This window comes from Niveispirillum sp. (genome assembly GCF_017996735.1).
GTDB lineage: Bacteria > Pseudomonadota > Alphaproteobacteria > Azospirillales > Azospirillaceae > Niveispirillum.
Map to the genome: position 1 here is coordinate 1 of NZ_JAGOGJ010000074.1, position 17,914 is coordinate 17,914.

Annotated in this window: 22 protein-coding genes; 11 read left to right on the forward strand and 11 right to left on the reverse strand. The window is 64.2% G+C overall.

The annotated features are described in order from the left end of the window. The 4 genes from KBA48_RS20575 to KBA48_RS20590 form a co-directional block, all read left to right on the forward strand. The coding region (locus KBA48_RS20575; protein WP_292909855.1) for a glycosyltransferase family 9 protein at window positions 1–475 on the forward strand (475 nt) is incomplete at its 5' end. Window positions 476–818: 343 nt separating this feature from the next. Further along, entirely contained in the window at window positions 819–1,142 is a 324-nt protein-coding gene (locus KBA48_RS20580; protein WP_292909857.1) for a hypothetical protein, read from the forward strand. Between the two features lie 268 nt (window positions 1,143–1,410). Continuing rightward, entirely contained in the window at window positions 1,411–3,300 is a 1,890-nt protein-coding gene (locus KBA48_RS20585; RefSeq protein ID WP_292909859.1) for a flagellin, read from the forward strand. 161 nt (window positions 3,301–3,461) lie between these two features. Next, window positions 3,462–3,971 (forward strand): flagellar biosynthesis repressor FlbT, encoded by a 510-nt coding sequence (locus KBA48_RS20590; protein WP_292909861.1) that lies wholly within the window; start codon window positions 3,462–3,464, stop codon window positions 3,969–3,971. Here the strand turns inward: KBA48_RS20590 and KBA48_RS20595 are convergent. From KBA48_RS20595 to KBA48_RS20640, 10 genes are all read right to left on the reverse strand, one after another. Beyond that, window positions 3,955–4,992, reverse strand: coding sequence for a 3-oxoacyl-ACP synthase III family protein (locus KBA48_RS20595; protein WP_292909863.1), 1,038 nt, complete (start codon window positions 4,990–4,992; stop codon window positions 3,955–3,957). The genes KBA48_RS20590 and KBA48_RS20595 overlap by 17 nt on opposite strands. 16 nt (window positions 4,993–5,008) lie before the next feature. Beyond that, the gene (locus KBA48_RS20600; protein WP_292909865.1) at window positions 5,009–5,737 is read right to left on the reverse strand and encodes an SDR family oxidoreductase; all 729 of its coding nucleotides are present in this window, start codon (window positions 5,735–5,737) and stop codon (window positions 5,009–5,011) included. Then, window positions 5,734–6,888 carry a class I adenylate-forming enzyme family protein gene (locus KBA48_RS20605; protein ID WP_292909867.1) on the reverse strand — a complete coding sequence of 385 codons (1,155 nt, stop codon included), beginning with the start codon at window positions 6,886–6,888 and terminating at the stop codon, window positions 5,734–5,736. Before KBA48_RS20605 ends, KBA48_RS20600 begins: the two co-directional genes overlap by 4 nt. A 41-nt stretch (window positions 6,889–6,929) precedes the next feature. Next, window positions 6,930–7,109, reverse strand: coding sequence for a hypothetical protein (locus KBA48_RS20610; RefSeq protein WP_292909869.1), 180 nt, complete (start codon window positions 7,107–7,109; stop codon window positions 6,930–6,932). A 4-nt stretch (window positions 7,110–7,113) separates the two neighbouring features. Beyond that, the gene (locus tag KBA48_RS20615; RefSeq protein ID WP_292909871.1) at window positions 7,114–7,365 is read right to left on the reverse strand and encodes an acyl carrier protein; all 252 of its coding nucleotides are present in this window, start codon (window positions 7,363–7,365) and stop codon (window positions 7,114–7,116) included. Next, window positions 7,362–8,192: an alpha/beta fold hydrolase gene (locus tag KBA48_RS20620; RefSeq protein WP_292909873.1), complete on the reverse strand. Its 831-nt coding sequence runs from the start codon at window positions 8,190–8,192 to the stop codon at window positions 7,362–7,364. The genes KBA48_RS20615 and KBA48_RS20620 overlap by 4 nt, the downstream gene beginning before the upstream one ends. A gap of 4 nt (window positions 8,193–8,196) precedes the next feature. Beyond that, on the reverse strand, window positions 8,197–8,427 hold the full coding sequence (locus KBA48_RS20625; protein ID WP_292909875.1) for an acyl carrier protein: 231 nt from the start codon (window positions 8,425–8,427) through the stop codon (window positions 8,197–8,199). A gap of 16 nt (window positions 8,428–8,443) precedes the next feature. Then, window positions 8,444–9,187: a glycosyltransferase family protein gene (locus KBA48_RS20630; protein ID WP_292909877.1), complete on the reverse strand. Its 744-nt coding sequence runs from the start codon at window positions 9,185–9,187 to the stop codon at window positions 8,444–8,446. Continuing rightward, window positions 9,187–10,233, reverse strand: a complete 1,047-nt coding sequence (gene pseI, locus KBA48_RS20635; protein ID WP_292909879.1) for a pseudaminic acid synthase — start codon at window positions 10,231–10,233, stop codon at window positions 9,187–9,189. The genes KBA48_RS20630 and pseI overlap by 1 nt, the downstream gene beginning before the upstream one ends. A 113-nt stretch (window positions 10,234–10,346) precedes the next feature. After that, entirely contained in the window at window positions 10,347–12,311 is a 1,965-nt protein-coding gene (locus KBA48_RS20640; protein ID WP_292909881.1) for a S9 family peptidase, read from the reverse strand. A gap of 160 nt (window positions 12,312–12,471) precedes the next feature. On the opposite strand from KBA48_RS20640, the gene KBA48_RS20645 reads away from it, so the two are divergent. The 4 genes from KBA48_RS20645 to KBA48_RS20660 all read left to right on the forward strand — a co-directional run bounded on the left by KBA48_RS20645 (window position 12,472) and on the right by KBA48_RS20660 (window position 15,746). After that, entirely contained in the window at window positions 12,472–13,035 is a 564-nt protein-coding gene (locus KBA48_RS20645) for a cysteine hydrolase family protein (RefSeq protein ID WP_292909883.1), read from the forward strand. Between the two features lie 87 nt (window positions 13,036–13,122). Then, a complete protein-coding gene (locus KBA48_RS20650; RefSeq protein WP_292909885.1) occupies window positions 13,123–14,232 on the forward strand; it encodes an aromatic ring-hydroxylating dioxygenase subunit alpha in 1,110 nt (369 codons plus the stop codon). Window positions 14,233–14,326: 94 nt separating this feature from the next. Further along, window positions 14,327–15,325 carry an SIS domain-containing protein gene (locus KBA48_RS20655; protein ID WP_292909887.1) on the forward strand — a complete coding sequence of 333 codons (999 nt, stop codon included), beginning with the start codon at window positions 14,327–14,329 and terminating at the stop codon, window positions 15,323–15,325. 61 nt (window positions 15,326–15,386) lie between these two features. Further along, window positions 15,387–15,746 (forward strand): hypothetical protein, encoded by a 360-nt coding sequence (locus tag KBA48_RS20660; RefSeq protein WP_292909889.1) that lies wholly within the window; start codon window positions 15,387–15,389, stop codon window positions 15,744–15,746. 11 nt (window positions 15,747–15,757) lie between these two features. Here the strand turns inward: KBA48_RS20660 and KBA48_RS20665 are convergent, their stop codons facing one another. Then, window positions 15,758–16,387, reverse strand: coding sequence for a TIGR02466 family protein (locus KBA48_RS20665; RefSeq protein WP_292909891.1), 630 nt, complete (start codon window positions 16,385–16,387; stop codon window positions 15,758–15,760). Between the two features lie 88 nt (window positions 16,388–16,475). Between KBA48_RS20665 and KBA48_RS20670 the strand changes: the two genes are divergently transcribed. Genes KBA48_RS20670 through KBA48_RS20680 form a run of 3 tightly spaced genes read left to right on the forward strand, consistent with a single transcriptional unit; the run spans window position 16,476 to window position 17,835 of the window. Next, window positions 16,476–16,823, forward strand: a complete 348-nt coding sequence (locus tag KBA48_RS20670; protein WP_292909893.1) for a hypothetical protein — start codon at window positions 16,476–16,478, stop codon at window positions 16,821–16,823. Then, window positions 16,766–17,254, forward strand: coding sequence for a PD-(D/E)XK nuclease family protein (locus tag KBA48_RS20675; protein ID WP_292909895.1), 489 nt, complete (start codon window positions 16,766–16,768; stop codon window positions 17,252–17,254). Before KBA48_RS20670 ends, KBA48_RS20675 begins: the two co-directional genes overlap by 58 nt. 17 nt (window positions 17,255–17,271) lie before the next feature. Next, a complete protein-coding gene (locus tag KBA48_RS20680; RefSeq protein WP_292909897.1) occupies window positions 17,272–17,835 on the forward strand; it encodes a hypothetical protein in 564 nt (187 codons plus the stop codon). Window positions 17,836–17,914: the final 79 nt, after the last annotated feature.

The following is a 17,914-nucleotide window of genomic DNA, read 5'->3' on the forward strand; positions in this document are numbered from 1 at the left end:
GGTCTGGGCGGGGGACGGGCGGGCGGGCGATCCGCGCGCGGCCGCGACCGACCGTCGTCGCAGCCTTGCGCTCAGCCAATTGTCGGCCCTTGCTGCGGTACAGGGCATCAGTCTGGTCAGCCTTCAAAAGGGGCCGAAGGCGGTGGAAATCGCTGACTCGGCCCTGGATATCACCGATTGGACCGACGAATTGTCGGACTTTGCCGATACGGCGGCCCTGGTTGCCGAATTGGACTTGGTCATCGGCGTCGATACGGCTGTCATTCACCTTGCGGGCGGCTTGGGGCGGCCTACCTGGGTTCTGTCGCGCTTTGACGGCTGTTGGCGCTGGCTGCGCCAACGTCCTGACAACCCATGGTATCCGAGTTTACGGATTTTTCGACAGTCCGTATGGGGCGATTGGGAGCCCACAATAGCCGAACTGGTTATTGCTATTGGGGAATGGGTCGGGACAAGAGCAGGTAAAGTCGAATGACGGGTCGGAAAGACAAATCCCGCTCCTGATCATTGTCCGGAAAGTGAAGAAGCCTGGGCCGCGGCACCGGAAACACCGCCGGGACTCTCTGTTGATTCAACCGACTTGGCTGCAATGAAGAATCCGTTTGCGCCCCCCATGAAACTGGGTTAACGTGATGGAGTAGAGATAAAGGCTTCCGGCCATGCAAATCGAGGGGATCAGGAGTGTAGCAACACCCGTTATGACCGCGGTAACGCCCACAAGCGTCGCGGCAACGGAAGCTGCGTCCCCCCCACAGGCCGTTCGAACCACTCAACTCCCTTATATTAGCCCCGTCGTTCAGTATGACAGCGATGCCGCTGTGGCGATCCTGCTGTTCCGCGATGGCGGCAGTGGTGATGTGGAAACCCAGTATCCCTCCAAGCAAGTGGTCCGCGAGTACCAGTTGCGCGGCCGGGAGGTGGGTGTTTCCGAGCCTTCCGATGATCGGGGTGGAACGGGACGGGATAGTGGTAATCGGTTGCTGTCGCTGGCACGTGACAGCATCGGTACGGTTGCGGCCAATGGGTCGCCGGGTTTTGGCGTGTCCCGTGGTGTCGGCGTGTCGCCCACCGTTGCCGCCTCTCCCACAGTGACGATCGCCGGGGGCGGGTCCGTCGTCAGTTCGGTGAATTTCGTCGCCTGAGCGAGTTCTTTTCTGTCCCTCCGAAGGGTCGTTAAGAACAAAGATCTCTGGAATTTTCTTTAATTCGCCCTGTCATTGTTTGGCTGGTCGATTATACTATTGGGTGTCGGATTTATGGCATGACCATGCCGGCGCCGCTTCGGGGCAGACCATTCGGATAGGTGCGATCTTGCGCTGTTCTTAATGGCTTGACTCTTCCGGGATAAGGGTGTTCCCTGGTCTCAACCCGAAAAATTCGGGTAAATCATACCTCCAAAGGAGAGACGCTATGTCTTCGAGTGACGTCAGCCTTACCGCCGGGATGCGTACCAACCTTCTGCTCCTGCAGAAGACGAACAAGCAGGTCGAGTCGATCCAGTCCCGTCTGGCGACCGGCAACAAGGTCAACAGCGCCCTTGATGGCCCCACGTCGTTCTTTGCAGCAAAGGGTTTGAACACCCGCGCAGGCGACCTGTCGAACCTCAAGGAGGCAATGGGCCAGGCTATCAGCACGATCCAGGCCGGTGATAAGGGTATCACCGCGATTGAGGATCTGGTGCAGCAGGCCAAGGGCTTGACCACCACCGCCTATTCCAACCTGGGTAATGACGCTTCCTCCATTGCGACCCGTAAGTCGCTGGCGGAACAGTTCAACCGTATCAAGGACCAGATCGACAAGATCGCTGGCGATAGCGGTTACCAGGGCAAGAACCTCCTGGCCGGCAATGGTTTGACGCTGGACAGCACGGCCGACAGCCGCACTGCGGTCAACAGCCTTCCGGGTATGTCGAACAGCCGCGTGACCAATGTGGTCAGCGCCGATACCTATTCGGTCAAGGTTTCCGGTTCCGGTGCCATCACCGCCGATTTGGAAGATATCGCCAAGGCCGAGAAGTCCCGTGGCATCACCTCGGTTGCGGTGTCCGGTACGCTGTCGTCCGAAGCCGGCAATTTTGCTGACATCAGCATCGAGCTGCGCGGCAACAGCGGTCGTGAGCGTACCGCCATCGTCACGGAAAATGGCGAATCGCGTACCTTCAAGTTCTTCGACAACACGCAGTCCGCCGTTGCCAAGACCACGACGGCCGGCGTGAACAACGGCTCCTCGGGCGTCGCCCAGGTGTCCAGCGTCACCATCGGCGGCGCGGTTGAAGAAGGTGACACCTTCACCGCGACGGTCAACGGTCAGTCCTTCGTTTATAAGGCGACCGCAGAAGACATCACCTCTGCCGATCCGTCCGAGCGCCGCGATGCGGTCCGTGGGAAGCTGCAGGATCTCGTGAACACCGCAGTCGGCGCCTCTGGCACCAATCGGTTCACGATTGCGGATGGCGCTGCGGATGCCAGTGGCTTTATCGACAGCTTCACCATTACGTCGAACGAGACCCAGGGCACAGGTACAAGCTTCAGCATCGGTGCCACCACGACGAATGCCGAAAGCAAGTCGGTGTCGGTTACCTTCTCTTCCGGTACGACCGTGTCCTTCACGATTGACCGTTCGGAGTTGGAGTCGCTGGGCACTTCCGCCAACGGCACGTCCACCATCCAGAAGAATGTCGACATCACCCTCTCGGCCACCAATCTGAATGGTGTCACGGTCGAGCGTTCGGGTAACAATGCCCGCGGCAACGCCAAGCTTTCGGATGGCGAGAACTCGCTGAACTTCGACAGCGGCACCGTGCGTGTCACCATCGACAGCAAGACGGTCAAGCAGACGGCATCGGCTAACCTGTCCGCCAATCTGACGACGGTGCAGCGGACCGATGCCAACACCGAAAATGATCTGGCGGTGCAGTTCAACGCTGACAACACCTCCAACATCCAGGTGGTCAGCCGGAACGTGACGTCGGGTGGTCAGGGCCTGCGCATCGATTACGCTCAGAACGATTTCCTGGATCGTGCGGACATCGATCGCGCTGTGTCCAGCCTCGACTTTGCGACCTCCACCCTGCGTGGTGCTTCGCAGGCGCTGTCCACGAACCTGAACGTCATCCAGACGCGTGAGAGCTTCACCAACGAGTTCTCGAACGTTCTGGTGGAAGGCTCTAATAAGTTGGTCCAGGCCGACCAGAACGAGGAAGGTGCAAACCTGCTGCTGTTGCAGACCCGCCAGCAGCTCGGCACGATCTCCCTCTCGCTGGCCAACCAGGCTCAGCAGTCGATCCTGCGGCTGTTCTAAGCCCAGGCGCCGTAAGGCAAGGGAAACGGCGGGCCAAAAGCCCGCCGTTCCTGATTCCACCCCGTGCCTTTCCAGCCATGGAATCGGACCGGGGGTAAAAGTCGCAATCCCCGCGTTCGTTTTTTTCGTGACCCGCAAGGGGCTGGTGGCTTACTTCCTAGTTGTTGTCCAAAGTGGTTCCTGCTGCTTGCGGGCATGCCGAAACGGGAAATGATGCCGTGCCTTTGAAACTCGTCCTCAGACCAGGGGAAAAGCTGATCGTCAATGGCGCCGTTCTGGGCGTCGGCGATCATCCCGTGTCGCTGTTCTTCTACAACAAGGTCAATTTCCTGCGCGGACGGGAAATCCTGAAGGAAGAGAACTGCGATACCATTGAAAAGAAACTCTATTTTATCATTCAGCTCATCTACATCTTCCCGGAGGATGCCGAGCTGAACCTGATCAAGTTCGGGATCATCCTGGAAGAGGCGCGTCTGTCTCAGCCGGCTGAGAACGCGACGTTTGACGATATCCAGGCCCTGGTTAAGTCCGGCAATTATTACCGCGCCTTGAAGAATTGCCGGAAGCTGTTCCCCGCCGAGTCGCCGCAGTCAGCAGGCGAACGGCCGGAAAAGACCCCGGTGGTGGTAACCAAGGTCCGTCGCCGGCCTGTTCTTAACCAGCCGGAATGACACTGCCGTCCTGATCGACCAGAAGGGTGCGGCAGGTCGCTATGGGGCCTGTCTGCCAGATGGCGGTGCCCCAGGACCAGCCGACGCCGAACCCGGATAGCAGCAATTTGCGCTCGCCCGTGGCCAGGGAGACCGACAGCATGTCGGTCATGGCCAGGGGGATGGTGGCGGAACTGGTATTGCCGCGCGCGGCAAGGGCCAGCACCAGTTGATCTTCCCGCGCGCCGATCTTGGCGCCCAGCCGGCGCAGCATCATCTCGTTCGCCTGATGCAACACGACATGGTCGATTTCCGCGATGCCGATACCCGATGCGTTCAGCGTCGCGGCGATGGTTTTCGGTACCTCGCGCAGGGTGAAGGCAAAAACCTGCGTGCCGTCCATGAACAATAGCGGGCCGTCTGGTTGCCGTGTTCCACCGCCGGCTCGGATAAGATAGGGCGCGCCGGCGCCGTCCGTGCCCACGTCGATGGTAAGCGGACCGGCCGACGCGTCCCATTCAATCGCGGTGACGGTGGCCGCATCGCCGAACAGAGGGGCGACGGAGCGGTTGTCGGGGGTCAACGTATGGCTTGTCGTATCGCCCGCCACCAACAGCGCGCGTCCACGCCCCATGCCGGCCAACAGTGAAGCGACCAGCCAAAGCCCATAGACATAGCCCGAACAGCCCAGACCGACATCGAACGCCGCGCAATGCCCCGCCAGACCCAGCCGGTTCTGCAGAAGGCAGGCGGTCGCAGGCAGCGGATGGTCGGGCGTCTGGGTCACGCAGACCAGCAGATCGATGCTGTTGTCCGCCCATCCCAGCCCGTTCAGCAACTCCCGCGCGGCGGGCAGGGCCAGATCCGACATGCATTGTCCGGGTGCCGCGATATGGCGGCGCCGGATTCCGGTGGCACTGGCGATGCGTTCGGCATAGTCGGCGCCAAACCGGGCGGCCAGATGTGTCACATCCTCCACATTGGCGGGCAGGGCGGAAACGATGCCGCGAAGTGCGATGCCGTCGAGGCGGGCCAGGGCCATGCGCGGTGCCTTTCATTCAGCAGGTGATGCCGCCATCGATGGTCAGTGTCTGCCCGGTGATGAAACGGGCGCCGTCGCCAAGCAGGAACAGGATGGAGGGAACCACATCGTCCGCCGTGCCCAGCCGGCCCAGGGGCGTGCGCCGCACGATCTGATCACGCTGCCCGCCGGACAGGGTACCCGACATTTCCGTGTCCAGATAGCCGGGGGCCACGCTGTTCACGGTAATCTGGCGGCGCCCCACCTCACGCGCCAGGGCGCGGGTCAGTCCGTCCAGTCCCGCCTTGGTGGCGGCATAGGCGGCCAGCCCCGTATAGCCCCGCTGTCCGATGATGGAGGAGATGTTGATGATGCGTCCGCCGCCGGGGCGCGACAGCATGTGGCGCAACACGGCACGGGCTACCTGGATTGCGCCCGACAGGTTGGTCTGAATCAACAGGTCCACCTCCACCAGGGGCAGGGTGGCCAGGATGCCCTCGCGCGCGATGCCGGCATTGTTGACAAGGCCCCATGGCGCGCCGAACCGCCGCACGGCGGCATCGATGAAGGCCTGGCTGGAGGCGGCATTCCCGATATCCGCCTCTTGCCAGAACAGGCGGTCGGGGCAGGCCTCCATCATGGCGGGCAGGGCCTCGCCTTGGCTTCGGCTGCACGTTGCCACGCTGTATCCCGCCTCCAGCAGGGCACGGGTGATGGCGAGACCCAGGCCGCGGCTGCCGCCGGTGACAATGATCAAGCGGCTCATGCTTCCTCCGCGATGCGTCGTTTCTTGCCGGCGGTTGACAAGGGCAGGGCGTCCAGCAGCCGTACCCGGCGGGGCCGCGCCGGGGCGGGCAGGTCGGTGAAGGCCTGGGTAACCCGTGTCCGCCAGCCCTCGTCTTCCCGCCAATCCGGTGCCACGATATCGGCGGCCAGGATGGACCCTGTGATCGGGTTGGCGATGCCATAGACAACCGCATCCCTGATCCCCGGCAGGGAAAGCAGGCGCGTTTCGGCCAGGGCCGGGTTGACCTTCTGGCCGCCAATATTGACAATCATATCATTCCGTCCCCGGAATAAAACCCGATCCTCAACGGCTTCAACCAGATCCCCTGTATCGATCCAGTCGTCCGACCGCTTTACCTGCAACATATCATTCCATATCCGGAATGATATGTCTGCGGGGGGCTGCGACAGCCAGACGGCGGGAAATCCCTCCCGCCCGTCGGCCACCGTGAACAGCCTGCCGCCTTCGGTCGAGGCATAGATGCAGCGGACGGGCACCCCCGGAAAGTGCCGGACCAGCATGTCGAGCAGGGGCTGGTCCACGGCCTCTCCCCCGATGGTGATCCGGGCCAGAGGGGGGCGGATGCCGGAGAGAAGCAGCACGCGCCAGAAGCTGGGCGTCGCGCTGATATGGGTGGCCCCCTGTTCCGCCGCCATCCGGACCAGACGGGTCGCATCGACGCCAGGATCCGCCAGCAGGACGCCCCCACCCGCCATCGCGGTCAGCAGCACCTGAAGCCCCGCATATCCGCAGACATCATAGGTCAGCAGCCAGCGGCCGCCATCGCCCCCGCGCGGCACCTCCACCCCTGCCAGTATCGTGTCGAAAGGGCGGATGATCCGTTTGGGCGTGCCCGTGGTGCCGGAGGTTTCCAGCAGCAGCAGGCGTCCGGACAGGCCGGTATCTTCCGGCGGCGGCAGGCCGCCGCGCAGCATCGCGATGGGTACCGCCCGGTGCCAGCCCGCGACCAGGGCGGCAATCGTTCCCGGCAAATCCTTGCCATCCGCCACCAGCGGGCCGTCGGCCACCATCTCCGCCCTTGCCGCCAGATCGGCCCATGTCCAGTCACGGCCGCCTGTCACCAGCCGGAAGCGGGGATTGAGCCAGGGGGGAGGGGTATTGTCCTGCATGGGGGCATCATGCGACAGGGCGTGCCGGCAATCCAAGGGTTTCAGCCGCCCTTGACCTTGATCCAGGCCCAGATGACGCCACCGATGAAGCCGATCAGTCCCGCGACGATGACCAGCCCCCACAGGAACTGCTTGAATTCCCCCTGCTTCCAGGCGCTGCGGGCCAGCAGCAGCAGGTAAAGAACAACGCCGCCCCCGATCCATTCCCAGATGCCGGGCATGGTTTCACGCCGCAGCGTAGAGGGCGGCCAGTTCGGCGGCCGTGTTGAACTGCCGGAAGCCCTGGCGGAACGGGTCCTTGCCCGTCAATTCCTCCAGCGCCACGATCAGTGTGGCCAGATCCAGGCTGTCGAAGGGCAGGGGACCCTCCAGAAAGGCGGTATCGGCCGTGACGGCGGCCGCCGCCTCCCCCTTTTCCGACAGGATGCGGGCGGTTTCCCGCGCGATCAGGTCCAGCATGGCGTGGGTGTCGGTCAATGGAAGCTCCCGATCAGGGCGTTGACGCGGCTGGCCGCTTCCACATGCGGCATGTGGCCGGCGCCGGACAGAAGGTGGAAGGCAATGCCGGCGGGGATCAGATCGGCCGGCGGCGGTGGCACGATGCCGTCATCGGCGCCCCAGATCAACTGCACCGGCACCGGCGGCGCCCAGTCGCGGGTGACCAGCCGTTCCGACAATTCGGCCCGGTTGGCATCCAGCAGCGCCTTGATGGCAGCCCGGTTTGCCGGCACCGATTGGCGCAGGGTCAGGGCGCGGGCCATGGGTTCGACCAGGGAGCCCGGCGCGGAGAATAGTTTGGCGGCCGCCAGCCGCGACTGGTCCAGGTCTGACGCATCGGCCAGCCGGTCCAGGAATTCATGATCCAGGTCGCTGCCCAGCCCCGCGCAGGCGATCAGGGTGGCGCGTGCCACTACCCCTGGCCGCTGATGCGCCAGCGACAGCGCGACACGGGCGCCCAGTGAATGCCCCACCAGATCGACCTTGGGCACGCCCCAGGCATCGATCAGGTCACCCACCCAGCGGGCCAGATCGTCGACGTGACCGGCCCCTACCTCCAGCGTGCTGGACCCGTGGCCCGGCAGGTCGGGGGCCAGCACGGCGCGGTCCGCGCCCAGGGCGGCCAGGTTGAATTGCCAGGTCAGGGCATCGCCGGCCAGACCGTGCAGCAGGACCAGGGGTCGCTGCAGCCCCTCCCCGATGCCCAGGCGCCCGCCATTGATCCAGGCGGCCGGGCCGCCGGCCAGGGTGATCACCTGCCGTCTTGTGCGGCCGACGGGAATGGCGGGACGGGGCAGTGCCGACATGGGATCAGGCGAGGTCCGCACCGGTCAGGGCCAGCAGATCGCCGATGGTCTTGGCCTTGGCCAGATCCTCGCCCGCCACCACATGGTCGAAATGTTCATCGACCAGGGCGATGAAGCTGATGACGGCCAGGCTGTCCCAACTGTCCAGGCTGTCCAGCGCCATGTCGGGCGACAGGCTGCCGGCATCCAGTTCCAGCATCTCTTCCAGGGCGGCCAGGAATTCAGCGCGCGTCATGGCAACTCTCCTCACATCAGGTCGGGGGAAGCGGCTTCTGCACCACATCCCGGTTGATCAGCGCCCAGTCGGGATGGGCGCGCATGGCGCCATCCGCATCACGCCAGCCGAATGCTGGCTTAACGGGCAAAAGCGTTTCCAGCAAGTACCGTACCAGGATGAAATCCTGTTCGGTATCCACACACCAGCGCCAGGGCGCCCGTATCGCGGGATCGCTGAGCCAGGCCAGCCGGAACCGGTCGGGGCGGCGCCAGAGGAAGGGCATGACATGTTCGCGCTCGAAATCCTCCCGCGCTTCCTCCCAGGCGGTGCGCAGATCCGTCATCCCCACGATCTCCGCGTCCAGGCCGCGCGGATAGCACGACACGTCAATGGCGGCATAGGCGGGCGGCGGATCGGTGTTGCGGTAAAGCGCGATCAGGTCATCGACAAGTGCCGGGTCGATCAGCGGGCAGTCGCCGGTGAAACGCACGGCGATATCGGCCTGCTGGGCAAGGGCTGCCCGGTAGAAACGATCCAGCACATCGCTTTCGCTGCCCCGGAAGACGGGAACGCCCTGCCCCTCCACATGGGCGGCCAGCGGATCGTCGCCCGGCAGATCGCTGGTCGCCACACACAGCCCGTGCAGATGCCGGGACCGCCGCAACCGGCCGATCTGGTGGGCGATCAGGCTTTGGCCCGCCACGGGGAGCATCACCTTGCCCGGCAGGCGGGTGGAGCCCATGCGGGCCTGGATGATGCCGATGATGCGCGGTGCCATCAGGGCGCCTTGCCCAGCATGGTCCAGTCCACCGGTTCCCCCCGCTTCAGGTCGCGGGCGGCGGTAAGGCCCAGAATATCGGGAAGATGTTTGGGCGCCAGGCCCAGGCCGGGGCGGATCGACCGCACATCGGCCCCGGTCAGCACGGTGCCCGCCGGCACGTCGCGGTTGACATAGAGGGAGCGGCGGAAGGTCCGCCCGCCGGCCTCCGACGGTTTCAGCGCATAGGAGATGTCGCCCAGGGCCGCATGCGCCACGCGGCACGCCTCCGCCATCGCCTTGAACTCCGCCGGTTCCAGGGAAAAGGCGCAGTCAGGGCCGCCATCGGCGCGGGCCAGCGTAAAATGCTTTTCGATGATGACGGCGCCCAGCGCCACGGCGGCCACGGGTACAGCCACCCCCATCGTATGGTCCGACAGGCCCACAGGAAGGCCGAAAGCCTGCGCCATATGGGGAATGGTGCGCAGATCGCAATCCTCCACCGGCGTCGGGTAACCGGACACACAATGCAACAGGGCGATATTGTCGTTCCCCGCCTCCCGCGCCGCAGCCACCGCCTCCGCGATCTCCCCCAGCGATGCCATGCCGGTGGACATGATCAGCGGCTTGCCCGTGGCCGCCGCCTTGGCGATCAGGGGCAGGTCGATCAGCTCGAAACTGGCGATCTTGTAGGCCGGAGTATCCAGGCTTTCCAGAAGGTCGATGGCCGTTGGGTCGAACGGGCTGCTGAACAGCGCGATGCCGGCGTCGCGGGCGTGGGCAAACAGGGCGCCGTGCCATTCCCAGGGGGTGTGCGCCTCCCGGTACAGTTCATGGAGCGTCTTGCCGGCCCACAATCCGCCCTCAAGCCGGAATTCGGGCCGGTCGATATCCATGGTGATGGTGTCGGCGGTATAGGTCTGGATCTTGACCGCGTCGGCCCCGGCATCGCGGGCGGCATCGATCAGGCGCCGCGCACGGTCGATGTCGCCATTATGATTGCCGGACATCTCCGCAATCAGGAACGGGCGCTGGCCGGTCTGGAAACGATCTGGGAAGCGGTTCATGCCTGACGCCGGAAAGGATCTCTCTGCCATCATGGTAGCATCGGCAAAGGGCAAAGCGGAAGCGGGGCGGATCGGACAGGCCTAACAAGCCGCCCGATCCGTCCCCGTCCCCGTCACTTCTGCCCGAACACCTTCTGGAAGAACTGCGCCTGCGCCATCATGGCCACGAACTGGTTGGACTTCTTCTTGAAGCCGTGACCTTCGTCCATGGCCAGGACATAGCCGACCTCGCCGCCATTCTTGCGGATGGCGGCCACCATCTGCTCCGCCTCGCCCACCGGCACGCGCGGGTCGTTGTAGCCCTGGATGATCAGCATGGGCTTGGTGATCTTCGACGCATTGGTCAGGGGGGAGATTTTCTGCAGGAAGGCGCGCATCTCCGGATCGCGCTCATCCCCATATTCGGGGCGGCGCAGGTCGCGGCGATATTCCGCCGTGGCCTCCAGGAAGGTGATGAAGTTGGAGATGCCGACCGTGTTGGCACCGCCCGCCAGCTTGTCATTGTAGTGGGTCATGGCGGCCAGCGTGGCATAGCCGCCATAGGAGCCGCCGGCTACGACGATCTTGTCCTTGTCCAGGTCGGTCTGGGTCGCGACCCAGTCGATCAGGGCGCCGATATCCTTGATGCTGTCCTCGCGCTTGAAGCCATTATCCAGGCCCAGATAGGTCTTCCCGTACCCGTCCGACCCCCGGATATTAGGCAGCAGCACGGCGGCCCCCAGCTCATTGGCCCAGAACTGGACCGTCGAGCTGAAATTCGGGCGGCTCTGCCCCTCCGGCCCGCCATGGATCAGCATGATGACCGGCAGCTTGCCCTTCGCATTCCTGGGCTTGAACAGGAAGGCCGGGATCTGGCGCTGGTCGAAGGTAGGGAACTGCACCAGGGTCGCATCGGCGAAATTCCCGGTATTGAGACCACCCACCTCGCTCTTGGTCCATTGTTCCACCTTGCCCTTGCCCAGATCGACGACATGCACATCGGCGGGGGCCGTGGGCGTGGTCAGGGACAGGGCCAGCCTGGATCCATCGGGGCTGAAAGAGACGCCGGCGATTACGCCTTTGGGCAGGGCGGGTAGCTTGACCGGCTTCAAGGTTTTTGTATCGATGACGCGCAGGGTGGACCAGCCGCCTTCGTTCAGGACATAGGCCAGGCGCTTGCCATCGGGCGACAGCACGGCCTCCTCCACATCCCAGGGATCGTCGGCGGTGATCCAGGTCGTCTTGCCCGACGCCAGATCATGCAGGCCCAGGCGCTTGAACTCGCCCTCTTCATCCGACGTCAGGAAAACGCCCTTGGCATCGGTCGTGAAGCCGACGCCTGTCAGGGCGATGGTGTCCTTCTCCGGCTTGATCCGGGTCAGGGCGCCCGTGGCGACATCTACCACCGACAGATAGGATTTGGTGATGGAGATATACTGGCCGACCAGCAGCCTTGCATCATCCTGGGAGAAGGCGACCGCGCCCCAGGAACCCGCCTGTGCCACCAGCGGCGCCACGGTGGCCGCATCCTTCAGACCGCCGACATAGACATCGGTGTTCTTGCCGTCGCGGCGCGTGCTGGAAAAGGCGAACCGGTCGCCCTTATGGTTCCAGACCAGACCCTGGTTGCGCGACTTGCCGTCGGTGATCAGTGTCGTCTTGCCGGTTGCAACATCCAGGTGGAAGAACTGGAAATTCTCCGACCCGCCCTTGTCCCAGACATAGACGAGATCGCTGGACCCTTTGGCCGGGCTGAAGGCGGCGCTGGTGATGGGTTCGGCGGCGAAGGTGAGCTGCTGGCGCGCCATCATCGGGCCGCCCACAAGATGAAGCTGGAACGTTTCCCCGAAACGGGTGGTGATCAGGATGCCCTTCCCGTCGGGCGTCCAGTCCAGCATGCTGGCGGACCGGGCGGCCAGATAGGCCGACAGTTTCTCGCCCAGGGCCGTGTCGACAGCCGGGATGTTCTCCGTGACGATATTGCCGCTCTGGACCCGCTCCACCTTGGCCGGCGTGGTCTGCGCCGGGGCGGTGATGGCCGCCAGGGCCAGCACCAGGGCCAATGCGCTGCCGCGCATGAAATGTCCGATGATCCGCACGATACCCGTTCCTTGGATGATGATGCCCTTTGGGGCTTGTTGGATTGCGCCCGTGACGGTAGCGCATCCACCATGCATCGCAAGGGTTCGCCCCTGCCTGAAATCATCCAGAAACAATTCTGCGCTATGCCGCGTGCGACCACAGCACAGGACCCATCCCATGATTGTGCCCCGCGAAACTGCCCTGATCGTCATCGATGTGCAGGAAGGCATCCTGCCGGCCGGCGACGGGCCGCGCCACCTGGCCGCCGTTACGGCGCTGGACGGGGTTGTTGCCCGTCTGGCGGACCTGCAGGCCCGTGCGCGCCAGGCCGGCGTGACCCTGATCCATGTGCAGCATGACGCGTCGGATGACCACCGGCTGGCCAAGGGCACGCCGGGTTGGGAAATCCGCCGGGAACTGACGCCGCAGCCGGGCGAGCGCGTGATCCACAAGACCACCTGCGACAGTTTCCTGGACACGGGTCTGAAGCAGGCACTGCTGGATGGGGGTATCCGCCATGTCGTCATCGGCGGCTGCATGACGCCCTTTTGCATCGACACATCGGTGCGCAGCGCCATCGCCCATGGTTTCGACGTCACGCTGCTGTCGGACGGGCACACGACCTGCGATATGGGCGGCCTGACCTTTGAACAGATCATCGACCATCACAATACTGTCCTGGGCTGGTTCGGCACCGCCACGAACAAGGTCGTGCTGAAAAAGGCGGCCGACGCGCTCTGACGCTTTACGGCCGCGACCTACTGCCGGCTTGCGGGGCAGGGGGCGGACGATGCAGGCTGTGCCGGTCACGATCTCCGGTGTTTTCCCATGCTGGCCCGTCCCGCCCTTCTGACCGCCGCCGATTACCGCGACCCTGCACGGCTCGCGGCGGAACGGTGGCTGTTCGCCCGCCATTGGCAGTTCGTCGGCTTCAGCGATGAACTGGCGGAACCGGGGGCCTGGCTGACGCGGGAGATCGCGGGCGAACCGGTCCTGGTCCAGGATTTCGATGGTGAACTGCGTGCCCTGCGCAATGTCTGTTCACACCGTTTTGCCCGTTTGCGGGCGGGCGATGCGGGCGCTGCCTCCGGTCCCCTGCGCTGCCCCTATCATGGCTGGACCTATGATCGCGACGGGGTGCCGGTCGGCATTCCGGGCAATGGCGATTGTTTCGGCCTGGATCGGGAGGGCAAGCGCGCCCTGGCGCTGAAACGCTATGAGCTGGAGCGGGTCGGCCGTTTCCTGTTCGTGCGGATCGAACCCGGCGGCCCGTCGCTGGCCGACTGGCTGGGGCCGCATGCCGCCCTGTTGCAGTCTCTGTCCGATGGCATGTCCGCCCCCTTCGCCCAGGAGGCGCAGCCCTGGGCCGCCAACTGGAAGGTGGGGGTGGAGAATGTGCTGGAGGTCTATCACGTCGATGCCGTGCATGCCGACAGCTTCCGCACCGTGGTGGACGGGTCCTGGCGCGTGGTGCCGTCGGGCCTGCATTCCATCGGTTATGCCGGTATCCGACCGGAGGCACAGCGCTGGTGGGAGGGGGCTGGCAAGCGGCTGGGTCTGACGCCGGTGGAGGCGGTGGCGGGTGTGGAGGGCTATGTCCACCTGCTGCTGTTCCCCAATCTGGCCATCGGCATCACGGCCGGCCGCATGATGAGTGTGCAGACCCTGGAACCGACGGGACCGGAAAATTTCACGTTGCGGTATCGCCTGTGTCTGGCCAAGGCGCGGGACGGGGCCAGCAAGGCGGCGCTGGCTGCCCTCACCAGCCACCTGTCGGCCCTGAACAGCCAGCTTCTGTCCGAGGACCGGGCCGTCTGCGGCGAAGTCGGCGCCGGGTTGCGGCATGTGGAGGGGGCGGCCTTGCTGGGTGTCAATGAGGATCGCCTCCGCCACTTCCATGACATGATCCTGGCGCAGATGGGCGGCGGTGCCGCCTGATCGCAGCCCTGTCCCCCGCGAAACGGGGGATGCGGCGACAAGGCGGCTCCCCTACATCCGTGCCAGCACGAACCTGTCGCCCCCTGGAAGAACCATGACGCCCGAGAAAGACCCCGCCCTGACCGCCGCCGCCGACCTGCTGCGGATTGAAGCCAAGGCCGTGCTGGCCCAACTGGACAGCCTGGACGCGGATTTCCTGGCCACGGTCGCCCACATTGCCAGCGGATCGGGCAACACGCTGGTGGCCGGGGTGGGCAAGTCGGGCCTGATCGCGCGGCTGCTGGCCTCGAAACTGGCCTCGGTAGGGGTGCCCTCTTTCTATTATTCTGCGCTGGACGCCCTGCATGGCGAACTGGGGGCGCTGCGGGAGGGGGATCTGGTCATCCTTCTGTCCAATAGCGGGCAGACCCAGGAACTGGTCGACCTGGGCAAGGTGGCGGCGCGGCGCGGGGTAAAGGTGGCGGCCATGGTGTCGCGCGTGCCGTCGGGCCTGTCGCGCATCGCTGACTGGACCTTGCGTTGCCATGTGGAGCGGGAGGCGACGGAAACCAAGCTGCCGACCGCCAGCACCACGGCCATGCTGGCGCTGGGCGACGCGCTGGTGGTGGCGGTGGCCAAGCGGCGCGGTTTCACCATCGCCCATTACGGGGAAAACCACCCCGGCGGCACGCTGGGCATCGTGCTGGCCGGCAAGGTCGGGGACCTGATGGTGAAGGCGCCGGAGCGGGTGGCCCTGGTCAAGCCGGGTCAGCCGATCTTCGAGACGCTGCTGGCCATGACCCGCTTCCCCAACGGGGCGGCCCTGGTCGTGGATGGCGACAATCGTCTGTCCGGGATCGTGACCGAAGGCGATATCCGCCGCGGACTGGCAGACCATGGCAAAGGCTTCCTGGAACGTGACACCGCTGCCTGTATGACCGCCCCCGTCCGGCGCACCTGCGGCCCCGATGCCACGGCGCTGGAAGCGCTGGAGATCATGGAAACACCCCACCAGATCAATGTGTTGCCCGTGGTAACCGAGGATGGCTCGGTCCTGGGCCTGCTGCGGCTGCACGACATCGCGGGGCTGGAAGTCGAAAAATCGCTGGGTTGAACGGCTTGTTCCGGCCTAAGCTCCTGCAAGGAACCGTTGCGGAATCAAGAAGGGTCACCGCGTGAAAGAGATGCGCACGCTGGGCTTTACGGAACGTGAAGCCATCCAGGCCATTGTCGACCTGATGCGCAAGCAGCGCCTGCAATTGCCTGTCGGTCAGGTGGTGGGGCTGGAACTGCTGGAAGAACCGGTCAGCGCCACGCTGATTATCGAGGATAACGAAGGCAAGCAGCACCGCGTTACCCGCAATGTTGCGGAACTGGCTGCGTCGCTGGTCAATTACTGCATTGATCGCAGAATCCGCCTGCCTTCCATGGCGAACAAGTTCGTGGAAGTGATCGGCGGTTCGCTGAACCTCGTCATCTATATGGACGATGTGGAAAACGCCACGTCGAAGAAGGGCCCCGCCCGCCGGGGCTGATCCCATCCTGGTCAGCGCCAGGCGTAGTTGAAGCTGATGGAGATGCGTTCACTCTCCGCCTGATTGAGCACCACCTCGTGCCGCAGCCAGCTTTCCCACATCATCAAGGTGCCGGCCTTGGGGGAGACGGGGATGCTGGACAGCAGTTCGCGCGCGGCCTTGGGCTTGCGGGGCGGGGCGGCCATCATCAGCGCCAGACGCGGATCCTCGAACCGGATGGCGGAGGCGCCGTCCGGGATTTCCACATAATAGGTGCCGCTGATCACGCTGTTGGGATGGATATGCGACCCGTGAAACCCGCCGGGGTCCAGCACATTGATCCAGAGGCTGTCCAGTTCCAGCTTCTTGTCGCCCAGGTTCCATTCCTGCTGTTTCGCGAAGGCCTTGGCATGCCGGTCCAGATGCGATTTCAGCGTCTTGACGGCGGGAAAACGCCAGGGCAGGTCGTCCAGCGAGGAATAGGATGTGTAGCCCGTATAGCCGTTCTTTGCCGACCATTTCTGACCAGCCACGTCATCCTCTGCCGCCGACCGGCAGCAGGCGGCCAACTCATCGTTCAACGCCTCCATCCCGTCCAATTCGGCACGGTAAAGGCGGGTCACGAACAGGGTGTCGATCTGGGGGGCGCTGGGCTCGGTCATAATGGGAAAGGCTTTACGGCGTGGCGACGGGGGGCGTCAATGGGGCGCTATGACTTAGGTTGAAATATACACGCCACAGTGGCAAAGCTTGTGGTCGGGCAACAACATCACGGGTGAGGCGCAGATAGTGGCGAAGGATCAGTACAAGCCCGACGCCAGCGCGCTGGCCGGTCTTTTCGACAGGCTGCGTGATCTGCCCTTTCCTGCCGAGGCCGGTGCGGGCAGCGCCGCCTTTAGACTGGATGCCGGGGATCAGGCCGGTTTGGCTGCTATGCTGGCGGCACTGGGCCCAATGTTCGTTGAAATGAAGACAGCCGGAGCTTTTGCCAACCCCTGGACCGTCGGGGGGGGCGCCGCGACGAGCTTCGCAATTCCGGCGTGCTGGCCTGGTTTCTGGACCCGCAGGGTGATCATGGTTGTGGGGACGGGTTGCTGAGGGCGCTGCTGTTGCGGTTAAGAGCTCGGTTGGGTGACGGATTTCCACCGGCCCCGGCCACCGGTTGCAGCGTTCAGGTGGAGGAGTGTGCGCCCGGCGATCGATCGAACCGCATGGACATCACGGTGGATGACCCCGGCTTTTTCCTGATCATCGAGGTCAAGATCGATGCAGGGGAACAGAGTTGGCAAATGGAGCGCTATTGTGACATTGCGGTGGCCAGGGCGGCTGGCCACCGCCCCTGGGCGGCCATTTACCTGACGCGGGACGGTCGGGCGCCTGACACCGCCGGCCGGTATAAGGACAGAAACGAGATCGTCTGCTTCTCCTGGTGCGATCTGTCAGGTGACCTGCGCCGTGTCGCCCAAGGGGTTACCCCGATTCCGGCATTTCTGATCAGGGGCTATGCGGACCATATCGCCACTCTTTGACCCTGGAGGAACACGCCATGTCCAATGCCGATGATATCCGCGCCGGCTTCACCATCCTGAACGACTTCAAGCTGTTCAATAAGACAGTCGTCTATTACGAAACCCATATGGAGCCCCGGGTCTACGCGGAAATCGCAGAATTTCTGTCAGGTTGGCTGCGCGCCAACGGGTGGCAGAGCACTTATAAGCCCAAGCAGGAACTCACGGCCCTGTGGGTGCGCCCACTAGCTTGGGATGGCCATGCCTGGTTCCAACTGGAACGCCGACGCAACGCCAGCAACAGCTATCAACTCGCTGATCTGTGTGGAGTGGGTGAGGACCGTTTCGGCTTCCGTTTCCGGTCGGAATATGACTGGAAGGGTGGCGCTGACGAATGGATCGCCCTTCTTGTCGGGCACGGCTGGGAGCACGAGGGCAATGGCGTCTATTTTCTGCCGGTAACGCTGCCGGCTGGGCAGTTGGCTTTGGCGTGGCAGCGAGATGATTTGCGCCCCGCCTTTGAACCTCTGGAACGGGCGCTGGATCGATTGAAGGAGGACATTGTCCATTTCGATCGCATGCTGGCGATGCTCAAGCGTTGATGCCTGTGGCCCGAGGCGTGCCGGGCCACGGCTCGCAGGCATGCCACCCGCGCGCCGGGCGCCCGTTGCGTGAAGGCCC

What these genes read in the sequence shown, in the direction of transcription:
- KBA48_RS20655 (WP_292909887.1), top strand. Translation starts at nt 14,327, where the DNA reads ATGACGCCCGAGAAAGACCCCGCCCTGACCGCCGCCGCCGACCTGCTG.
- KBA48_RS20620 (WP_292909873.1), bottom strand. Translation starts at nt 8,192, where the DNA reads ATGTCGGCACTGCCCCGTCCCGCCATTCCCGTCGGCCGCACAAGACGG.
- KBA48_RS20595 (WP_292909863.1), bottom strand. Translation starts at nt 4,992, where the DNA reads ATGGCCCTGGCCCGCCTCGACGGCATCGCACTTCGCGGCATCGTTTCC.
- KBA48_RS20610 (WP_292909869.1), bottom strand. Translation starts at nt 7,109, where the DNA reads ATGCCCGGCATCTGGGAATGGATCGGGGGCGGCGTTGTTCTTTACCTG.
- KBA48_RS20645 (WP_292909883.1), top strand. Translation starts at nt 12,472, where the DNA reads ATGATTGTGCCCCGCGAAACTGCCCTGATCGTCATCGATGTGCAGGAA.
- KBA48_RS20680 (WP_292909897.1), top strand. Translation starts at nt 17,272, where the DNA reads ATGTCCAATGCCGATGATATCCGCGCCGGCTTCACCATCCTGAACGAC.
- pseI (WP_292909879.1), bottom strand. Translation starts at nt 10,233, where the DNA reads ATGAACCGCTTCCCAGATCGTTTCCAGACCGGCCAGCGCCCGTTCCTG.
- KBA48_RS20665 (WP_292909891.1), bottom strand. Translation starts at nt 16,387, where the DNA reads ATGACCGAGCCCAGCGCCCCCCAGATCGACACCCTGTTCGTGACCCGC.
- KBA48_RS20605 (WP_292909867.1), bottom strand. Translation starts at nt 6,888, where the DNA reads ATGCAGGACAATACCCCTCCCCCCTGGCTCAATCCCCGCTTCCGGCTG.
- KBA48_RS20625 (WP_292909875.1), bottom strand. Translation starts at nt 8,427, where the DNA reads ATGACGCGCGCTGAATTCCTGGCCGCCCTGGAAGAGATGCTGGAACTG.
- KBA48_RS20630 (WP_292909877.1), bottom strand. Translation starts at nt 9,187, where the DNA reads ATGGCACCGCGCATCATCGGCATCATCCAGGCCCGCATGGGCTCCACC.
- KBA48_RS20585 (WP_292909859.1), top strand. Translation starts at nt 1,411, where the DNA reads ATGTCTTCGAGTGACGTCAGCCTTACCGCCGGGATGCGTACCAACCTT.
- KBA48_RS20650 (WP_292909885.1), top strand. Translation starts at nt 13,123, where the DNA reads ATGCTGGCCCGTCCCGCCCTTCTGACCGCCGCCGATTACCGCGACCCT.
- KBA48_RS20600 (WP_292909865.1), bottom strand. Translation starts at nt 5,737, where the DNA reads ATGAGCCGCTTGATCATTGTCACCGGCGGCAGCCGCGGCCTGGGTCTC.